A 19,249-nucleotide genomic window follows, 5' to 3' on the forward strand; every position below is an offset into this window, starting at 1 on the left:
ATACAAAAGATGAAGAACAGGCACGTTTTTCGCACAGGATGGAAAAAAGGCGTAATGCTCGCATTAACATTAACCTTCGGACTGGCTGTTGCAGGCTGTGGAGCCGCTACACCCTCCAAGGATGGAGCTCAAGCGACGGGACCAGCTGGACAAGCCGGGGCGGCATCCAGTGATCAGAAACTGGTTGTCTACAGCGCAGGCCCGGATGGGCTGGCGAAAAAGCTGGTAGCAGGCTATGAGGCACAAAGTGGAGTTAAAGTTGAGCTATTCCAGGGGACAACCGGTAAAATTCTCGCTCGGATGGAAGCCGAGAAGACGAATCCGGTAGCAGATGTAGTGGTGCTGGCATCTCTCCCTTCCGTGCAAGGCTTGAAAAAAGATGGACTCACGCTGCCCTACCCCGAGGCCAAAAATGCGGACAAGCTGAATCCCGACTGGTCTGACAAGGAAGGCCATTATTTCAGTACCAGTGCCTCGGCGCTAGGTATTGCGTACAATACGAATCTGGTGAAGACGCCCCCGACATCATGGGCCGATCTGGCAAAGCCAGAGTATAAGGACCAAGTTAACATTCCCGATCCGTCACTCTCCGGCTCGGCGCTGGATTTCATGACAGGTTATCTGAGCGCCAAGGGCGATGGAGGCTGGACGTTGTTCGAGCAGTACAAGGCTAATGGTGTTGCCATGGCTGGCGCGAATCAGGAAGCGCTGGACCCGGTCATTACCGGAGCCAAAAGCATGGTTGCAGCTGCGGTCGATTACATGACCTACAAGGCCAAAGCCAAAGGCGAGCCGATTGACATTGTTTATCCAAAGGAAGGAACAGTGATCAGTCCTCGCCCGGCGGCCATTCTCAAATCAACGCAGCATGAGCAGAATGCCAAGGCATTCATTGACTATCTGCTGTCGGACGAAGCACAGAAGCTGGTGGCGGATGCTTCCCTGCTTCCGGGCCGCACGGATGTCAAAGCCGACAAGCGTGCCAACCTGGATGAGATTCCCTTGCTGAACACCAATTGGGAATGGATGGGTGAGCACGGGCCTGACGTGACGGAGAAGTTCACGCAAATATTTAAATAAGCGGATGGGAGCCTTATCTGTCAAACAGATCAGAGCATGGGCTCTGATGCTTGCTCTGATCGCGCTTGCTTTCCTGATCGTCATGCCGTTGCTACAAATTTTTATTCAAAGTGTGTATGTGGACGGGGCATTTCAATGGGCGGCACCTTTTCGGACGCTGGCTGAATCCCGATTTGCGAGTGTTCTATTCAACTCCATTTGGCTGGGTATCTGTGTTATTGCCGGAACGACTGTACTTGCACTTCCATTGGCGTGGATCATGTCCAACACTCGTCTTGCAAGGTGGCGCTGGTTGGATGTGGTGCTGCTGATTCCGTTTATGACTCCGCCCTATATCGGGGCCATGGGCTGGATTTTGTTTATGCAAAAAAACGGGTATCTGGTGCAGCTGCTTCCTGAGCTTCATGTTTTAACGCCGTTTTTTTTCAGCTTTGGCGGCATGGTGATGATCATGAGTCTGCATCTGTTTCCGTTCTTGTACCTGCTGCTGCGCGGTGCGCTGGTGAGAATTGGCGGTAGCCTGGAAGAAGCGGGCGCTGTGATGGGCGGTGGTTTTTGGTACAGGTTCCGCCGGATCACTTTACCCCTGCTGCTATCGGCTTACGGAATGGGTGCGTTGCTTATTTTCGTCAAAACGATTGCGGAGTTTGGCACCCCCGCCACCTTTGGACGGCGTATCGGATATGAGGTCATGACATCGGAAATTCACAAATATATTTCCAGCTGGCCGATTGACTTCGGCAAGGCGACTTCACTGGCTTCGGTGCTATTAACGGCCTGTCTGCTGGTCTGGTACGTGCAATCGGTAATCAACCGCAAATACACGTATAGACTGGTTGGGGGCAAGGGTTCTCGTCCTTCCCGTCTTCGTGTATCCAGTTGGACGACAGGGCTAAGTACTACATTTATTCTATTATTGCTTATTGTGTCTATTGGCATCCCTTATTTCTCTATTATTGCTGCTTCTACCATGAAGTTACGGGGAATCGGACTGGCCTGGAATAACTTTACGCTCGATTATTACAGGGAGTTGCTGTCCTGGGGCTCGGAGAGTATGGAGGCGTTGCTGAATAGCGTATTTCTGTCTTTGGGCGCGTCGACGATTGCCGCCCTGCTGGGCACATGGTTTGCGCTAGTCGTGGGTCAGTCACGTTCCGTGCTTCAGCGGACGGTGGATGCCTTTAGCCTGCTGCCGAACACAGTTCCGGGGATTGTGATGGTCGTCGGACTTATTTTATGGTGGAACTCGCCATGGATGCCCATTCCGTTGTACAACACTTACGGCATGGTTATTCTGACGTATGTGATCTTGTTTGTACCTTATACTGTCCAATATGTCAAAAGCGCCTTTACGCAGGTGGATACAGCTCTTTTTCAGGCAGGTCAGGTGTTTGGTGGACGTCCGTTTTACGTATTCCGCCGGATTGTGTTGCCGCTGATTTTGCCGGGGATGCTGGCGGGCTGGATGATGACCTTCACCATCGCCTCGCGCGAACTGGTGGGTTCATTACTGATTCTGCCGCCATCCGTTCAGACGTCTGCCACCTACATCTTTGCCCAGTTTGAACAGGGACAGGTGTCACTCGGTATGGCGATGGCAGTCATATCGGTTGGACTGACTACCCTGCTGCTGATGGTGATGGAGAGCCTAAACTCGCAGAGAAAGTGGAAATGATGATGACCAAGCTTCGAATTTGGGGCGGAGCGGGCGAACATGGCCGCTCCTGCTATGTTTTTGAAGGAGAGCAGCACCGTATTATGCTGGATTGTGGTGTGAAAAAGGAAGGAATCGGACAATACCCTGTATTCCCGCCTCAGGAGGCGCAGGGAATATCCGCTGTATTGCTGTCCCATGCGCATGAAGATCACTCGATGGCTCTCCCCTTACTTTATAAGTATGGATACCGGGGAGAGGTCTGGACGACCAAAGCTACCGCAGAGCAGTTGGGTTCCTATTTTTGCTCCTGGCACTCTTATGTAGCATCGAGAGGTGGGCAACTACCCTACGATGAGCAGGATATTAAAGCTATTACATACCGTTATCTGGAGGATGAAGCGTCGTCAGGTGTATGGCGGGAGATTTGTCCGGGTGTACAAATCATATGGGGGCGCAGCGGGCATCTGGCTGGTGCAGTGTGGTTTGGAGTAGAACTGGAAGGAAAGCGATTGTTCTTTTCGGGCGATTACAGCCGAGAATCTGAGCTGCTCGCAGCGGATACGCCAAGCATGGGCGTGGGGAAAAGTGTACGTGACAATCTTGGAATGATGCCGGATATCAATCTGGCGGATATCGCCATAATGGATAATGCCTATGGCATGGATAAGGACCCGCAGGCTGTGAAGCTGGAACGGCTGCGGGCCGAGCTGGAGCAGATTTTAGCATCTAGGGGTCATGTGCTACTGCCTGTGCCTGCCTTTGGCCGGGGACAGGAGCTGATCGTTTGGGCCAGGGAGCAGTTCCCCGGACAGACCCTAATTGTAGAGCAGGACATATGGCAGGGGTTGCAGCGTTTAAGCGGCTGGAGAGAATGGCTGCGTCCGGAAGCTCCTGCGCGAATAAAACAGGTGCTGAGTGATGACAGCGTGTTTGTGCCCCGTAATCATGCGGAACGAATGAGGTTACTGGAACAGCACACTGCGGCTATTATCGTAACAGGAGACGGCATGATGGACTCACCACGCGCACGCTGGTACTATCAGTATCTGTCTGATCACCTGAGTTTGGGTGGTGATACAGACAGTGGAAAAATCAACAATAATGGAGTTATTTTGACTGGACACGCTTCAAGGGGGTCCTTCGGCAAACATCTACTGGATTGCACGAATCAGAAAACGGATCAAAAGGAACGCTGCGTCGTTCGGCATGTAATTTACAAGGTGCATCAAGGAGTGGCGGATGTGAGGCACATGCTGGAACGATTGCCCAGCAAGCGGGTTGTGCTCGTTCATGCGCCGAAGTCGCAGACCGATCTTGTATGTGATGAACTGATAAAAGAAGGTTGGATCGGACGTGAAGGGTCTGTAAAAGCTATTTACTCTCTGGAGCCGGGCGCAACGTTAAAGGTTTAGCTTTACTTCGTACCTTCCTGCATTAATCGGAAGGCGTCCACTTCGCCAAGCTTGGTGGAGATAGTGCTGCGTCCAGTGCTTTTACGAAGGCGTAGGGGGGTGGCGGTACGCTTGAGGAGTGCCTTGATTTCTGCCGGCTCCAGTTCTGGCCTCAGTGAAAGGAGAAGCGCGATGCTGCCGGTCACGTGAGAAGTAGCCATAGAGGTGCCGCTCATTTCGTGATGCCTGCCGTGTATCCAGGAGGATATGATTTTCTCGCCCGGTGCATATACGTCTACAAATTGTCCCCGATTGCTGAAAGGTGCGATGCGTCTGTATTTGTCGGTAGCTCCGACCGAGATGGTCTGGGAATAGCGAGCCGGGTAGTCAATAGCTCGGCGCTTGCCCTCATTGCCCGAAGAAGCTACGATCACGATCCCGTTATGATAGGCTTTATTCACCATATCAAGCAGTGCCTTGCTGCGTGACTTCATGCCAAAGCTCATATTGATGATATCGACACGATTTAACACACACCAGTCGATACCGAGAATAATGTCGGAGACGTAGGCGGCTCCGTTATGGTCAAACGCTTTTACAGGATGAATCAAAGCCCTCGGCGCTACGCCGACCATACCCTCATCATAGTTGGATGCAGCGATAGTGCCGGCAATATGAGTTCCGTGACCGTTATCGTCATAGGGTAACATCGTCCGATTAAGCAAATTAATACCTCTGGCAAGAGAATAACGAAGATCAGGATGTTGAAAATCGGCTCCTGTGTCGATCACTCCGATTCTGACCCGATTGCCTGTAGAGGAAGGCCAAGCCTTGTACGCACGGACCTGCTTGACTCCCCAAGGCATGGGAAGGCTTCTCTCTGCTTTCGGTATATGGGCTGTTTCTGCGTGAATCTTCATGCGCATATCTTCTTCAACGGTAACACCGTTGTGATATTTGCCCAGCCTGTCTCCCCCTGGAAGGGGGGCGATTAGAGCGCGGATCAGTCGGGCCGGTTGCACTTGTCGTAATCCCGCGAGCTCAGGTTTCAGCTTTCTGAGATAGGACAGGCATTCCCGGTATTGATGAGGCTTATCGAACGTAATGATCTGTTTGTGCCGTCCACTGCCGGACGGCTCCGAAATACCCTCATGCAAACGCTGCAAAAAACCAGGATAGTCCATTTGAGACGGTCCCCCTCCGATGAGCCATGCTGAGGTATTGTATGAGCAAGCGTCAGCGCCTGCATGGGAAACCTGCCCCTTTTTTATGGAAATAGGCCTGCTTGTCGTGTCAAAGTGATGGAGGACACATACGATACATGGAGGGCATAAGCTCTTGTGCAACAACTTTGGGGGAAAGCTCCCGGAGTGGGTACAGTCGAAGACGGGGGGGACCCCGTCTTTTTACTTGTGCCGTCTTGTCCAAGGGATATTTCTGGAATTTGTGTCGATACCCATGTTTAACTTGCAATTTGCTTCCAAATAGGTTTTACTTAGTTTTGATAATGGATATGTTAGTATTGCATGTATCGTGTATGCTCTGAAACATGTTCTTGTGAATTACGTGTGAGAGGAAGTGTCCCTAGGTGAGTACCCCACTCAACTTAAAGATTGACCCGGAGAAAGTCCACGAGACCCCGATGGTGGATTTGGCATTTATGGTTTTGAAAGCGGCCAATACTCCATATTATTACCGTGACCTGATGAGTGAAGTCGCCAAATTGCGTGGCTTGTCCGATGAAGAAATTAATGACGTTATTGCTCAGCTATATACTGAAATCAACATTGACGGGCGTTTTGCCTGTGTCGGTACGAATCTGTGGGGCTTGAAACGTTGGTATCCGGTGGATAAATCCGAAGATGCCCTGACAGGCGCCAAGCGCCCTCGTATTATTAACGACGAAGACGATGACGACGAAGACGACTATCATGAGGAAGAGGAAACCTACAACTCTGATGATGACTTCGATGCAGATAGTGAAGACGAGGACGGCGAAGATGAGCTGTTCGACGGTGAAGATGACGATAGTGATGAAGACGTAGTCATAGACGACGAAGACCTCAGTGATGAGGACGATACAGAAGAAGAAAATGACGAGGATTCGTTGGATGATGACGACGACTCGCTTCGCTAGGAACAGACTGTAAGGGGAGATATGCTCTCCCTTTTTTCATGACCGTTTTCTTGAAACCCCTCCCGATTTGAAGCTTTCAGGTGGATTCATTCCAATCTCGTGCAATGGGTAAATTAACACAGATAACTTCCTTGACAGGGGATTGGACACGGGGTAAACTATTGCTTGGGCTTATGATTGATTCACTTATATGTTTGCTTTTTTGTATAAAAGTGCCCCGTACTACGGGAGTGCTTTTTTGTTTTTTATAGGGGTGTTTTCACTCATGAAAGAGGGCTTAGGGCGGCGGCGTGGAAAATAAATCCGCTGCCTTCTTCATGGATGATAACCCGTGTAAACGGGTTACGATAACATCATAATGTCGCCTGAATTTTGCATTTTATCTAGGAGGGTTTTGAACAGTGACAAAGTATATTTTTGTGACAGGCGGGGTTGTGTCTTCTTTGGGCAAAGGGATTACGGCAGCTTCACTGGGGAGGCTTTTGAAGAACAGGGGACTAAAGGTAACGATCCAAAAATTCGATCCTTACCTGAATGTCGATCCGGGCACCATGAGTCCTTACCAGCACGGTGAAGTGTTCGTAACGGATGATGGTGCGGAAACGGATCTTGACCTGGGACACTATGAACGCTTTATTGATATTAATCTGTCCAAGAACAGCAATGTCACAACAGGCAAGGTATATTCCAGCGTAATCAGCAAAGAGCGTCGCGGAGAATATTTGGGCGGTACAGTACAGGTTATCCCTCACATTACGAACGAAATCAAGGAGCGTGTGTACCGCGCAGGCCGCGAAGCGGGTTCGGACGTCATTATTACAGAAATTGGCGGTACAGTAGGCGATATTGAAAGCTTGCCATTTTTGGAGGCTATTCGTCAGCTCAAAAGCGAAGTTGGGCGTGAGAATGTAATGTACATTCACGTAACGCTTATTCCTTATATCAAAGCTGCTGGTGAGGTTAAAACCAAACCAACTCAGCACAGTGTAAAAGAACTGCGCAGCATCGGCATTCAGCCAAATGTCATAGTTTGCCGTACAGAGCATGAACTGTCCTCCGATATGAAGGCCAAAATTGCGCTGTTCTGCGATATTGACGCGAACGCTGTGGTAGAATGTCGCGATGCTTCGACTCTCTACGAGGTTCCGTTGAACCTGCGTGAAGAAGGCTTGGACGAAATCGTCGTTAACCACCTGAAGCTGACAACCCCTGCACCGGATATGACGGAGTGGGAAGGGTTGGTTGATCGAATCAGCAAGTTGGATAAAACGGTCGAGATTGCCATTGTTGGTAAATATGTCGCATTGCATGATGCGTATTTAAGCGTGGTTGAGTCACTTTCCCATGCCGGATTTGATGCCAATGCGGACGTGAAAATCCGCTGGGTGAATGCTGAAGAAGTGACAGACGAGAACGTAGCGGACATGCTGGGCGGCATTGGCGGTATTCTCGTACCGGGTGGCTTCGGCGATCGCGGGATTGAAGGTAAAATCAGCACGATCCGTTATGCGCGTGAGAACAACATTCCATTCTTCGGCATTTGTTTGGGTATGCAGGTATCTGTTATTGAGGTTGCCCGTTCCCTGGCTGGTCTTGAAGGAGCCAACAGCTCGGAAATCAACCCGGCTACCGATTACCCTGTTATCGATCTGCTTCCTGACCAAAAAGACATCGAAGATTTGGGCGGTACGATGCGTCTTGGCTTGTATCCGTGCAAACTGGTGGAAGGTTCCCTTGCTGCGGCTTGCTACAACGACGAGCTGGTATACGAAAGACACCGTCACCGGTACGAATTCAATAATGAATATCGTGAAGTGATTGAAAAAGCAGGTCTTCGTATTTCTGGTACTTCACCGGACGGACGTTTGGTGGAAATTGTTGAGCTTCCAGAGCATCCATGGTTCCTGGCAGTACAATTCCATCCGGAATTTACTTCCCGTCCAAACCGTCCACAACCTTTGTTCCGTGAATTTGTAAAAGCAGCATTGCAGCTTCAAGGTTAATACAACGACGCTTAAAAGACCTCCTCGGGAGGTCTTTTTTTTTACCCCTGATTCCTGATTATGAAAGAATATTCCACAATTATGTATAAGAGAAGGATTTTCTTTTTGCAGGATCGAATATAGTTTTAGGTATGGGACGGATATTGTACGTCATCGGACGCTGTTATGGCAATAGCTGCATGATCCTCGTTTTAAGATCTTAGGAGGTTAAAACATTGGAAAAGAAAAAAGTATTAATCGTCGATGACCAGAATGGAATACGAATTTTATTGATGGAAGTGTTCGGAAGTGAGGGTTATGAGACCTTTCAAGCAGCGAACGGAAAAATTGCACTTGAAATTGTTGAAAAGGAACCGCCGGATCTGGTGCTGCTGGATATGAAAATTCCGGGTATGGACGGACTCGAAATTTTGAAGCATTTAAAAGCCATGAACCCTGATATCAAGGTTATTATGATGACAGCGTATGGTGAACTGGACATGATTAAAGAGGCGACGGAGCTAGGTGCGCTTATGCATTTTACCAAGCCTTTTGATATTGACGAAATGCGAATTGCTGTGAACAAACAACTCAGGGGTGACTAGATCATTCACTTTGGTTGAGAACTCTGTTAGCAAACAGGGTTTTTTGTTTGTGTTTATGGGAAATACTGAAAGTAAATCCTCTCCTTATACAATTCTATGATAAAACGGCGTCCTGAGCGTGATTTTTGTATGTGTTGATATGCAAAAGCTTGTTTAGTATTTAACATGGGTTGTGGTATAATAAGCCCGTATGTGATGTCGGCTAAAAAGATAGACAAACCCAAACACCTTTAGGAGGACTGTAACCATGCCATTGGTATCTATGAAAGACATGTTGAACAAAGCACTCGAAGGAAAATATGCAGTAGGTCAATACAACATTAATAACCTCGAGTGGACTCAAGCTATTTTGGGCGCTGCTGAAGAAGAAAAATCCCCTGTAATCCTGGGCGTTTCTGAAGGCGCAGCTCGTCACATGGGCGGATTTTACACTGTTGTTAAAATGGTTGAAGGACTTATTCATGACATGAAAATTACGGTTCCAGTTGCAATTCACTTGGACCATGGTTCCAGCTTTGAAAAATGTAAAGAAGCAATCGATGCTGGTTTCACATCTGTTATGATTGACGATTCCCATAGCCCAATCGAAAAAAATATCGAAACAACGAAAAAAGTTGTTGAATATGCACATTCCAAAGGCGTTTCCGTTGAAGCTGAAGTTGGAATGGTTGGCGGTCAAGAGGATGATGTTGTAGGTGACGTAATGTACGCTAAGCTGGACGATTGTGTACGTATCGTTAACGAAACAGGTATCGATACACTGGCTCCTGCACTGGGTTCCGTTCATGGACCTTACAAAGGCGAGCCAAACCTGGGCTTCAAAGAAATGGAAGAAATTCGCAATGCTGTGAAACTGCCGCTCGTTCTTCATGGCGGAACAGGTATCCCTACACATGACATTAAAAAATCCATTTCCCTGGGTACTTCCAAAATCAACGTAAACACTGAAAACCAAATCGCATTTGCGAAAGTGGTTCGTGAAGTGCTTGCTGCGAAACCAGATGCTTACGATCCACGTACATTCATCGCTCCAGGTCGTGAAGCGATCAAACAAACGGTTATCGGTAAAATTCGTGAGTTCGGTTCCAACAACAAAGCGTAATAACGAGTAAACTAGTGAACTGGTCATACTGCTGCATGGACTAGATCCATTTTTTGGTTGTAGATGTAATTCTGCTGCACAAAATATTAATTTTGTATAGTTGAATAGTTTGGTATGGAAAGCACACCGCTTAGCCGGTGTCTTTCCATTTTCACCACTAAAAAGTTGAAATTTCGTTGTTTTAGTTTATGGTTTGACCGACTGCAAAACACGTAGGGGGACCCTCAAGCTTATGGAAAAATTGATGATCACCGGTGGACGGCCGCTTCAAGGTACAGTTTCCATCAGCGGTGCCAAAAACAGTGCCATCGCCTTGATTCCCGCCGCCATTCTGGCAGAGTCGGAAGTCATTTTGGACAATTTGCCGCTGTTGAGTGATGTGGCGGTGTATTCCGAAATATTAGAGGAACTTGGTGCAACGGTTGCCTGGGAAGGTAGCCAGATGAAAATTGATCCATCCTCTATTAAATCCATTCCCATGCCGAATGGACCGGTTAAGAAATTACGAGCTTCCTACTATATGATGGGAGCCATGCTGGGCAGATTCAAGGAAGCGATTATCGGTTTGCCAGGAGGGTGTAATTTTGAACCCCGGCCCATTGATCAGCATATTAAGGGTTTTGAAGCGCTGGGTGCTACGGTGACAAACGAGCACGGTGCTATTCATTTGCATGCCAAAGAGCTGCGTGGTAACAAAATTTATTTGGATGTCAGCAGCGTAGGAGCTACGATTAACATCATGCTGGCGGCCGCACGTGCCAAAGGCGCCACAATTATTGAAAATGCGGCTAAAGAGCCTGAGATTATAGATGTAGCAACTCTGTTAAACTCCATGGGGGCCATTATTAAGGGCGCCGGAACGGAAACGATCCGTATTGAAGGCGTATCTGAGCTACATGGCTGTCGTCACTCCATCATACCTGACCGCATACAAGCGGGGACATATATGATTGCTGCTGCGGCTACCCGCGGCAATGTATTGATCGACAACGTAATTCCCAAGCATATGGAGGCCCTTACTGCAAAAATGCAGGAGATGGGTATTGGCATCGAGGAATATGACGAAAGTATTCGTGTACTCGGTGCGTCTCGTTATGAACATGTCGACGTTAAAGCCTTAGTTTACCCCGGATTCGCCACGGATTTGCAATCTCCTATGACCAGCTTGCTTACCCAGGCGCAGGGTGTTAGTGTATTGAGTGATTTCGTGTACAGCAATCGTTTTAAGCACGTCCCTGAGCTGGTTCGAATGGGGGCTAAGATCCGCGTAGAGGGTCGCTCAGCCATCATTGAGGGCGGCCGTTTGAATGCGGCGAAAGTCAAAGCGGCTGATCTGCGAGCTGGAGCAGCACTTGTCATCGCTGGACTTACGGTGAGTGAAGGTGTAACCGAGGTGACAGGTGTCGAATATATTGACCGTGGTTATGATCACCTTGTCTCCAATCTGCGTCATTTGGGCGCGGACGTATGGCGACAGACAGAATAATTTAAACCATACACCATTTGAACTCCCTGAACGGATGAACAATAGAATGGGTAAGGCTCTATGCAGCCGCTGCTTGATACAAGATTGTAGTTCATACCTAACAATCTTTTATCGGAAAACCGGAATAATTCGGTATAATCCAGGCAGACGGCTGCATAACTTTATTTGTTTTGGTTAAAATTATGTTAATGGTGTTTATGATATCATTGTCTATCATTTAAATGTATGAATGGACTTAATAATTGAATAGGTGGTTATTATATGGATCTGCAAATTTCCGATCTGGAAGAAATGAAGCTGACCGACCTGTACAAGCTGGCCAAGCAATACCAGATCCCGTACTACGGAACGCTCAAGAAGAAAGAATTAATTTTTGCCATCCTGCGTGCGCAAGCTGAGAAGAGCGGATTGATGTTTATGCAGGGGGTTCTGGAAATACTCCCTGAAGGTTATGGCTTTCTGAGGCCAATCAATTATCTCCCGAGTACCGAAGATATTTACATCTCTGCTTCACAAATCCGCAAGTTTGATTTAAGAACAGGCGATCTTGTATCGGGTAAATGCCGAACGCCAAAAGAAAATGAACGATATTTTGGATTGCTTCAAGTTAACGCAGTCAATGGAAGAAGTCCTGAGCAAGCTGCTGAGCGGCTACATTTTCCTGCACTGACTCCACTGTATCCGCAAACCAAATTAGTCCTTGAAACTTCCCCCAACCATTTGTCTACGAGAATTATGGATGTACTGGCCCCTGTCGGACTTGGACAGCGCGGACTCATTGTAGCACCTCCGAAAGCTGGGAAGACGCTTCTCCTCAAAGAAATTGCCAATAGCATTTCTACCAACAATCCCGAGATTGAGCTTTTTGTCTTGTTGATTGATGAACGCCCCGAAGAAGTGACCGATATGCAGCGTTCTGTTAAAGGTGAAGTTGTGGCTTCTACATTTGATGAACTTCCTGAAAATCATATCAAAGTGGCAGAACTGGTATTGGAGCGTGCGTTGCGTCTTGTGGAGCATAAAAAGGATGTTGTAATCCTGCTGGACAGCATTACACGTTTGGCTCGTGCGTACAATCTGGTTATTCCTCCATCCGGTCGTACTTTGAGTGGGGGTATTGATCCGGCGGCATTTCATCGTCCGAAGCGCTTTTTTGGTGCGGCGCGGAACGTGGAGGAAGGCGGCAGTCTGACAATCCTTGCTACAGCGTTGATTGATACAGGATCGCGCATGGATGATATCATCTATGAAGAGTTCAAAGGTACAGGCAATATGGAGCTTCATTTGGATCGCAAACTGGCAGAACGTCGTATCTTCCCTGCGATTGATATTCGCCGTTCCGGCACACGTCGCGAGGAAGTACTGTTGAGCAAGGAAGAACTGGATACCATTTGGGCTATTCGTAAAAATATGACAGAAAGTCATGATTTTGTGGAAGGCTTCCTCAAAAAACTACGCAACAGCAAAAATAACGCCGAATTTTTGGCTTCGTTTGATTTGACGACACCTTCTGGTGGATCGCCTAGCAGCTCAGGCGGTCAACAACGGAGAACCACGCGTTCTACCGCAACGTCGGTCCCGGCATCGACCAACTAAACCCTATCCATGTATTTTATCTGTTCCGCAAGACCGCGGCCGTTACGATTCATTCTGTTAATGGTGTTAGCTTGACGGAGCGAAAGGAGTTCCATAATGTATTTGGTGTATGCCGACGAAAAAGGCAATGTATATGATCATGCTTCTTTGTATGGGCTTGCCCGCAGTGCAGACATGATTGTTGAGATCATGGAGGATGAGCTTATTCCGCTACCGGAAGGAGCTACGCTGGTAGGTTTGCCCAACACCCGCCCGGTCGGTATGAACCCTGAAACTGGGGAAATGGTTTCTCTACCTGGAGACATGCAGGCAGTAGGGGCCTTATTGCCGCAAGGTTTTACACGCTTGTGTCTACCGGGGTATGTGAAAACCGATAAAGAATATAAGCTCCCCTTGTTCGGTTATTCTGCCGTGGTCTGGAAAGATGGGGCGTTTTATGTAACCGCAGAGCAGAGCGACAGTCCATCCAAATGGAATCCGGAAAACTGTGACCGTCATCAGGTCAAGCTGGGGGTTCAGCGGATGACGGAGCAATATCCGGAAAACCGACTGTACCAACATTTGTCCAACTGTGCGTTAGGCTACGAATGTCTTACTTCCTCGAACACATTCCTGAATCGCTGGGAGGGAGGGGTTCCGGTATCTTATTCTTGTAATGCCGGTTGCTTCGGCTGTATATCTGAACAGCCGGATGACAGCGGCTTTGTATCTCCGCAGACAAGAATGAATTTCCGCCCCCGTGTTGAAGAAATTGTAGAGGTCATGCTGGAACACCTGAAAACACCGGAATCCATTATCAGTTTTGGGCAAGGTTGCGAAGGCGAGCCTTCCACTCAAGCCAAGCTGATTATTGATGCGATCAAGGAAGTACGCTCCGTTACGGATATGGGATATATCAATATCAACACCAATGCGGGCTTGAACGATCATATCCGGGGGATCGTAGATGCAGGTCTTGATCTGATGCGGGTCAGCACAATTAGTGCACTGGACGATCATTACAATGCTTATTACAAGCCGAGAGGCTATACGTTAGCCAATGTAGAGAAATCACTTCGATATGCCTCTGAGCAGGGTGTATATACGTCGATTAACTATCTGATCTTCCCTGGTGTGACTGATCGTGAGGAAGAAATCGAGGCGATGATTGAGTTCGCCAAGCGTACTAAGCTCAAGCTGATTCAGATGCGTAATTTGAATATTGATCCAGAAAGCTATTTGGAGCTGATTCCACCTGCTCAAGGAGACATACTTGGCATGAAGCAAATGCTTGAGATTTACCGGGAAGAGCTGCCTGATGTCGTTATCGGGTCCTATACTCATGTACCCCCACCAGGGCAGGCACGTCCCAAATTTGCCAGAGCTTAAAATGGTCGATAGCAGTCTGAAATGTACCTGTTTTACGCCAGTTTTGGATGTGCAAAACAGGTGTTGAAACACTTATATTCAAGTGCTATAATGTGAACATGTGTTCATACAACTCTGGACTGATAGGACGTTCAGGGCGGAAAGAGGTGAAAGTTAATGCAACAAGCTATTCAACCGAAATTTAACGTAACTAATGTTACTTGCGCTTGCGGGAATTCGTTTGAAACTGGTTCTGTGAAAGAATCTTTGCGTGTGGAGATTTGCTCCGCTTGCCACCCGTTCTTCACAGGTAAGCAGAAGTTTATTGATGCTGGTGGACGCGTGGATCGTTTCAAAAAGAAATACGGTATCTAATGAGTTACCACAAGTTATAAAGTTTTTAGAGCCTTCTGCAATTGCAGAAGGCTCTTTTTGTCGGTATTTGCTATTTGCTTTTTGTACAGCCATGAGATATACTTATTTTCACCGTGCTAGATGGGGAGGTAGCGGTGCCCTGTAACTCGCAATCCGCTATAGCGAGGTTGAATTCCTGTTAGAGGTGTTGTTGATGTGAGGCTGGTCCCTGCGCACAATGTTGACGGTTGGGTCCTCCGCAATGAGTACTTGTGAACCTGGTCAGGTCCGGAAGGAAGCAGCCATAAGCAAGCCCACTCTTGTGCCGGAGGGTTGCCTAGCCCGAGTTGTTGTTCAGGGTTGCCGCTCGGATCACAACGATCAATAACAGGTGCACGGTTTATATCAGGAATCAGAACATCTTGGCAGTCAATGCGAAGATGTTTTTTTGTGTTTATAAATTGGAAGGTGTCTGGTTTAGATTCGGACGGGAGTATAGTATAATGAAGTGACTGTGAATGGTCATGAAAGTGAATGGGAAAGAGGGTAACGCGCATTGGAACATATAGCGTTGTACCGTGCTTGGCGGCCTCAGGCTTTCAAAGACATGGTAGGACAACAGCATATTATCCAGACATTGCAGAACGCCATTCGTGAAAATCGCACGTCCCATGCTTACCTGTTCAGTGGTCCGCGAGGAACGGGTAAGACAAGTGCGGCCAAAGTTTTGGCCAAGGCAATCAATTGCGAGCATGGACCTGCGCCGGAACCTTGCAACGAATGCGAAGCCTGTAAACGGATCACGGCCGGGGCAGTTATGGATGTACAGGAAATTGATGCAGCCTCCAACCGGGGCGTTGAAGAGATTCGTGATTTGCGCGATAAAGTCAAATATGCGCCGACAGAAGTGCGGCACAAGGTTTATATCATTGATGAGGTGCACATGCTGACGACGGAAGCGTTCAATGCGCTGCTGAAGACGCTGGAAGAGCCGCCGCCACATGTTATGTTCATATTGGCGACGACTGAACCACATCGAATCCCGGCGACGATTATTTCGCGCTGCCAGCGTTTTGACTTCCGGCGGATATCGCTGGAAGAGCAGACAGAACGGCTTGACCTTATATGTCGGCAGGAGAATATTCAGGCTGATACAGATGCACTGCAGTACATTGCGCGTCTTTCGGATGGTGGAATGCGGGATGCGGTCAGCGTTTTGGACCAGATAGCCTCATTTACAGACGGTCGGGTTACCTATCAGCAGGTACTGGATATGACAGGAGGTATTGCGTCCGAGCAATTCGGTAAGCTTGCCTTGGCGCTGCTGAAAGAAGACGTAGGTACAGTGCTCCAAATGATTGAGAACTTTATGCAGGAAGGCAAAAGCGCGGATAAGTGCATGGAGAATCTCTTGTACTATTTCCGGGATCTGCTTATGATCAAGATGGTGCCGCAGGCGACTAAAATGACAGAGCGAGTGTTGGACCCGGAGCAGTTCAAGGAAGTAGCAGATGCTTTTACCAAGGAGCAACTCTTTGGGATGATCGACACTCTTAACCGTTATCAGAGTGAGATGAAATATGCTGTTCAGCCACAAACTTTGTTTGAGGTGGCTCTCTTGAAACTGTGCAGCATTCCGGGGGAAGTGGGAGCTGTTGCTCAGTCGACAGCACAGCGCTCTGGCACTGTTGCTGCTGATCAGGGAGACGTAGCAGCGTTGAAGCGTCAGCTTGCTGAGCTGGAGAAGAAGTTGGAACGTGCATTGCAAAGTGGGGTAGCCGTTGGAGCGGGCCAGGAGGCAACATCGGGTGGTCGCCAGGCCTCCGGTGGTCGTACCCCTGCTCCACGAATTTCTACTCCAGCCAAGCTCCCCCCTCAGCTGGATCGTTATATCGCTGAGAAGTCGAGCGAAGCATTTGCAGCGACAGGGCGTAAGTGGAGTCAGATTTTGCAAGGAGTCAAAGAGGCAAAGGTCACGGTTCATGCGTGGTTTATGGACGGTGAGCCGGTTTCTGTATTAGAGGACAGCGTGCTGGTAGCCTTTAAGAACAATATTCATCGTGAGACTACCGAAAAGCCTGCGAATAAGCAGGTTATTGAGAAGGTTCTGCATGAACAGCTGGGTCATCCTTATCGTCTGGTGACGATGATGCAAAAGGATTGGAATGCTGCGATTGAAGGAGTTTCCGACCAGCCTGCCGAAGAATTCCAACTGGAGCCGGAGCAAGATACGCCGGGAAAGTCTAAAGAGCCCTGGATTGATGAAGCTATTCAGCTTTTCGGGGAAGATCTGGTAGTCATTAAAGACTAAATCAAAGTTATACTTCATTAAAGGAGATGATTAAAATGAATAATATGAACCAGATGATGAAGCAAGTGAAAAAAATGCAGGAGCAAATGCTGAAAGCCCAAGAGGAGCTTGGTGAAAAAGTAATCGAAGGTACTTCCGGCGGCGGTGTTGTGACTGTAGAGGTAAATGGGCATAAAAAAGTGTTGTCCATCACGATCAAACCGGAGGCTGTAGATCCTGATGATGTAGAAATGCTGCAAGATCTCGTGCTGACTGCGGTCAATGATGCTTTGTCCAAAGCAGACGAATTGGCTAACAATGATATGGGCAAATTTACAGGCGGTATGAAAATACCGGGCTTGTTCTAGTCTGCCGCAAAAAGGAGAAACACGCTATTGTATTATCCGGAGCCGATTGCAAAGCTAATTGATGCTTTTACGCGCCTACCGGGAGTGGGGCCGAAAACGGCTGCCCGGTTGGCCTTTCACGTACTGAAGATGAAGGAAGATGATGTAATTGATTTTGCCAAAGCGTTGGTCAATGTGAAGCGCAATCTTCATTTCTGTTCAGTCTGCGGCAATATTACGGACACCGACCCTTGTCGGATCTGTCAGGATAAGACGAGGGATGCTTCCGTCATTTGTGTTGTTCAGGATTCTAAGGATTTGGTTGCCATGGAGCGCACCAAAGAGTTTGATGGTTTTTACCATGTGCTCCACGGAGCAATCTCTCCTATGGAGGGAATTGGTCCTGAGGATATTAAGCTCAAGGAATTACTGAATAGGCTCAGTGATGAACGCGTTAAGGAGTTGATTTTGGCGACGAATCCGAATATTGAAGGAGAGGCCACGGCCATGTACATTTCGCGGCTGGTGCGTCCTTTTGAGATCAGGGTTACTCGTATTGCTCACGGATTGCCAGTCGGTGGAGATTTGGAGTATGCCGATGAGGTTACCTTGTCCAAAGCACTTGAAGGCCGTAGAGAGCTCAATTAACAAGTGTATTTATACGTTATATATATGAGTGCTTAAATGTCCTATGGACATTCTGAACACGCTTGGGGAGCCGCATGGCTCCTTTTTGTTTGTGAAGATAAGTCAGTTAAGGATCGTTCCAGGTTCTAAGTTTGTCCTCTGTTCAATAAGTATGAATAAGGTAGTCTTGCAGACTGTAAACACAATTCAGCTTGTGAGGAGGATGAATGGATGTGGGAACGGATGAAGCAAAATTTTCGTCGCCAAGAGCACGACAAATCAGAAGCGGAGTATCGGCAGGAATTGTTTGCCCAGATTAGAACTTCACATGCAGAATGGTTAAGAGCGCATCGTTTATTTCATGAAGCTACCGGTAAGGATGAGATCGACTATGCCATTTTTGTTCTGGAAGCTGCGGAGCGTAAATATCAGATCCACTTAAAAAGTGCCAAACAGCAGGGTTTACATCGTTTCCACCTACCTGCAGATGAACCGGGGTATGTTCATGATCCGGATCGTGTTCATAAACGGAGAGCAGAATGAGAGGGGCGGTCTGGTTTGTACTGATTGCCTGTATGGTGGTACTGGCATATCTAATTTTCAAAAAAAAACTGGGTATCGGTTGGCTAACGGTGTTTGGGGCGCATATGGCTTTGGCGGCAATCGCGCTGTATGTTATCAATTATTCAGGGTGGATCACGCAGGTGTATATTCCGATTAATCCGGTGACAATGGGAACGGTAACGATATTAGGCTTGCCTGGAATTGCGCTTCTATTGGGACTGAAAATGATATTATTCGGACAGGCCATATAAGAACCTATTTATGGAAATGTGATATTTTTAAAATATAGTTGACGGCAAATTCAATTATATGATACATTAGTTCTCGGCTCTTAAAGCCCGGGAATTTTTTTGTGAGAACAACGCTTGAATAAAATTAAAAATAACTTTTTAAAAAAAGTGTTGACTTAAATCCCGAATATGTGTTATATTAATCAAGTCGCCGCTGAGATGCGGTGGTGAGACAAAGTGAAGATGATAAAAGAATTCACGAGGATTGATCTTTGAAAACTGAACAACGAGTGAGTAAATGGCGAAGGTTTCGGACATGCTCTAAAGCTGGACGGAACTGGAGCAAAAAGAGATATTTTTATCTCGTCAGTTTCAACATGAGCTAATCGCTCTTTCTATAACCAACCTCGGTTGGTCTTTATTGGAGAGTTTGATCCTGGCTCAGGACGAACGC

Annotated in this window: 17 protein-coding genes and 1 other RNA gene; 17 read left to right on the forward strand and 1 reads right to left on the reverse strand. The window is 47.8% G+C overall.

The features are described from left to right. The first annotated feature begins 9 nt into the window (after nt 1–9). Genes LCF57_RS11060 through LCF57_RS11070 form a run of 3 tightly spaced genes read left to right on the forward strand, consistent with a single transcriptional unit; the run spans nt 10 to nt 4,149 of the window. Nucleotides 10–1,080: an ABC transporter substrate-binding protein gene (locus LCF57_RS11060; RefSeq protein ID WP_226000731.1), complete on the forward strand. Its 1,071-nt coding sequence runs from the start codon at nt 10–12 to the stop codon at nt 1,078–1,080. A gap of 4 nt (nt 1,081–1,084) precedes the next feature. Continuing rightward, nucleotides 1,085–2,755, forward strand: a complete 1,671-nt coding sequence (locus LCF57_RS11065; RefSeq protein WP_226000732.1) for an ABC transporter permease — start codon at nt 1,085–1,087, stop codon at nt 2,753–2,755. Beyond that, nucleotides 2,752–4,149, forward strand: a complete 1,398-nt coding sequence (locus LCF57_RS11070) for an MBL fold metallo-hydrolase (protein WP_226000733.1) — start codon at nt 2,752–2,754, stop codon at nt 4,147–4,149. The genes LCF57_RS11065 and LCF57_RS11070 overlap by 4 nt, the downstream gene beginning before the upstream one ends. Before the next feature lie 2 nt (nt 4,150–4,151). On the opposite strand, the gene LCF57_RS11075 is transcribed toward LCF57_RS11070, so the two are convergent. Next, complete coding sequence (locus tag LCF57_RS11075; RefSeq protein WP_226000734.1) at nt 4,152–5,312, reverse strand: S8 family peptidase; 1,161 nt, start codon at nt 5,310–5,312, stop codon at nt 4,152–4,154. Between the two features lie 404 nt (nt 5,313–5,716). Between LCF57_RS11075 and rpoE the strand changes: the two genes are divergently transcribed. The 14 genes from rpoE to LCF57_RS11145 all read left to right on the forward strand — a co-directional run bounded on the left by rpoE (nt 5,717) and on the right by LCF57_RS11145 (nt 18,816). Further along, nucleotides 5,717–6,265, forward strand: coding sequence for a DNA-directed RNA polymerase subunit delta (gene rpoE, locus LCF57_RS11080; RefSeq protein ID WP_226000735.1), 549 nt, complete (start codon nt 5,717–5,719; stop codon nt 6,263–6,265). Between the two features lie 401 nt (nt 6,266–6,666). After that, a complete protein-coding gene (locus LCF57_RS11085) occupies nt 6,667–8,268 on the forward strand; it encodes a CTP synthase (RefSeq protein ID WP_226000736.1) in 1,602 nt (533 codons plus the stop codon). Between the two features lie 215 nt (nt 8,269–8,483). Next, the gene (locus tag LCF57_RS11090; RefSeq protein WP_010346583.1) at nt 8,484–8,852 is read left to right on the forward strand and encodes a response regulator; all 369 of its coding nucleotides are present in this window, start codon (nt 8,484–8,486) and stop codon (nt 8,850–8,852) included. Between the two features lie 247 nt (nt 8,853–9,099). Continuing rightward, nucleotides 9,100–9,954: a class II fructose-1,6-bisphosphate aldolase gene (gene fba / locus LCF57_RS11095; protein ID WP_010346584.1), complete on the forward strand. Its 855-nt coding sequence runs from the start codon at nt 9,100–9,102 to the stop codon at nt 9,952–9,954. A 232-nt stretch (nt 9,955–10,186) separates the two neighbouring features. Next, nucleotides 10,187–11,440, forward strand: a complete 1,254-nt coding sequence (locus LCF57_RS11100; protein WP_025719753.1) for a UDP-N-acetylglucosamine 1-carboxyvinyltransferase — start codon at nt 10,187–10,189, stop codon at nt 11,438–11,440. A gap of 261 nt (nt 11,441–11,701) precedes the next feature. Beyond that, on the forward strand, nt 11,702–13,036 hold the full coding sequence (gene rho, locus LCF57_RS11105) for a transcription termination factor Rho (protein WP_226000737.1): 1,335 nt from the start codon (nt 11,702–11,704) through the stop codon (nt 13,034–13,036). Between the two features lie 96 nt (nt 13,037–13,132). Further along, the gene (locus LCF57_RS11110) at nt 13,133–14,404 is read left to right on the forward strand and encodes a radical SAM protein (RefSeq protein WP_226000738.1); all 1,272 of its coding nucleotides are present in this window, start codon (nt 13,133–13,135) and stop codon (nt 14,402–14,404) included. 156 nt (nt 14,405–14,560) lie between these two features. Continuing rightward, a complete protein-coding gene (gene rpmE, locus LCF57_RS11115; RefSeq protein WP_226000739.1) occupies nt 14,561–14,758 on the forward strand; it encodes a 50S ribosomal protein L31 in 198 nt (65 codons plus the stop codon). A gap of 111 nt (nt 14,759–14,869) precedes the next feature. After that, nucleotides 14,870–15,136: signal recognition particle sRNA large type (gene ffs / locus LCF57_RS11120), an RNA gene on the forward strand. A 157-nt stretch (nt 15,137–15,293) separates the two neighbouring features. Further along, on the forward strand, nt 15,294–17,048 hold the full coding sequence (gene dnaX, locus LCF57_RS11125) for a DNA polymerase III subunit gamma/tau (protein ID WP_226000740.1): 1,755 nt from the start codon (nt 15,294–15,296) through the stop codon (nt 17,046–17,048). A 35-nt stretch (nt 17,049–17,083) separates the two neighbouring features. After that, nucleotides 17,084–17,395 (forward strand): YbaB/EbfC family nucleoid-associated protein, encoded by a 312-nt coding sequence (locus LCF57_RS11130; RefSeq protein ID WP_068505666.1) that lies wholly within the window; start codon nt 17,084–17,086, stop codon nt 17,393–17,395. A 27-nt stretch (nt 17,396–17,422) separates the two neighbouring features. Continuing rightward, on the forward strand, nt 17,423–18,022 hold the full coding sequence (gene recR / locus LCF57_RS11135; RefSeq protein WP_226000741.1) for a recombination mediator RecR: 600 nt from the start codon (nt 17,423–17,425) through the stop codon (nt 18,020–18,022). A 210-nt stretch (nt 18,023–18,232) separates the two neighbouring features. Continuing rightward, nucleotides 18,233–18,544 (forward strand): DUF2508 family protein, encoded by a 312-nt coding sequence (locus LCF57_RS11140; RefSeq protein ID WP_226000742.1) that lies wholly within the window; start codon nt 18,233–18,235, stop codon nt 18,542–18,544. After that, nucleotides 18,541–18,816, forward strand: coding sequence for a pro-sigmaK processing inhibitor BofA family protein (locus LCF57_RS11145; protein WP_226000743.1), 276 nt, complete (start codon nt 18,541–18,543; stop codon nt 18,814–18,816). Before LCF57_RS11140 ends, LCF57_RS11145 begins: the two co-directional genes overlap by 4 nt. Nucleotides 18,817–19,249: the final 433 nt, after the last annotated feature.

Origin of the sequence: Paenibacillus sp. BJ-4, assembly GCF_020404765.1 — a bacterium.
GTDB lineage: Bacteria > Bacillota > Bacilli > Paenibacillales > Paenibacillaceae > Paenibacillus.

Coding starts and splice junctions, on each gene's coding strand:
- LCF57_RS11060 (WP_226000731.1), top strand. CDS start 10: ATGAAGAACAGGCACGTTTTTCGCACAGGATGGAAAAAAGGCGTAATG.
- LCF57_RS11065 (WP_226000732.1), top strand. CDS start 1,085: ATGGGAGCCTTATCTGTCAAACAGATCAGAGCATGGGCTCTGATGCTT.
- LCF57_RS11070 (WP_226000733.1), top strand. CDS start 2,752: ATGATGATGACCAAGCTTCGAATTTGGGGCGGAGCGGGCGAACATGGC.
- LCF57_RS11075 (WP_226000734.1), bottom strand. CDS start 5,312: ATGGACTATCCTGGTTTTTTGCAGCGTTTGCATGAGGGTATTTCGGAG.
- fba (WP_010346584.1), top strand. CDS start 9,100: ATGCCATTGGTATCTATGAAAGACATGTTGAACAAAGCACTCGAAGGA.
- LCF57_RS11100 (WP_025719753.1), top strand. CDS start 10,187: ATGGAAAAATTGATGATCACCGGTGGACGGCCGCTTCAAGGTACAGTT.
- rho (WP_226000737.1), top strand. CDS start 11,702: ATGGATCTGCAAATTTCCGATCTGGAAGAAATGAAGCTGACCGACCTG.
- LCF57_RS11110 (WP_226000738.1), top strand. CDS start 13,133: ATGTATTTGGTGTATGCCGACGAAAAAGGCAATGTATATGATCATGCT.
- rpmE (WP_226000739.1), top strand. CDS start 14,561: ATGCAACAAGCTATTCAACCGAAATTTAACGTAACTAATGTTACTTGC.
- LCF57_RS11130 (WP_068505666.1), top strand. CDS start 17,084: ATGAATAATATGAACCAGATGATGAAGCAAGTGAAAAAAATGCAGGAG.
- LCF57_RS11140 (WP_226000742.1), top strand. CDS start 18,233: ATGTGGGAACGGATGAAGCAAAATTTTCGTCGCCAAGAGCACGACAAA.
- LCF57_RS11145 (WP_226000743.1), top strand. CDS start 18,541: ATGAGAGGGGCGGTCTGGTTTGTACTGATTGCCTGTATGGTGGTACTG.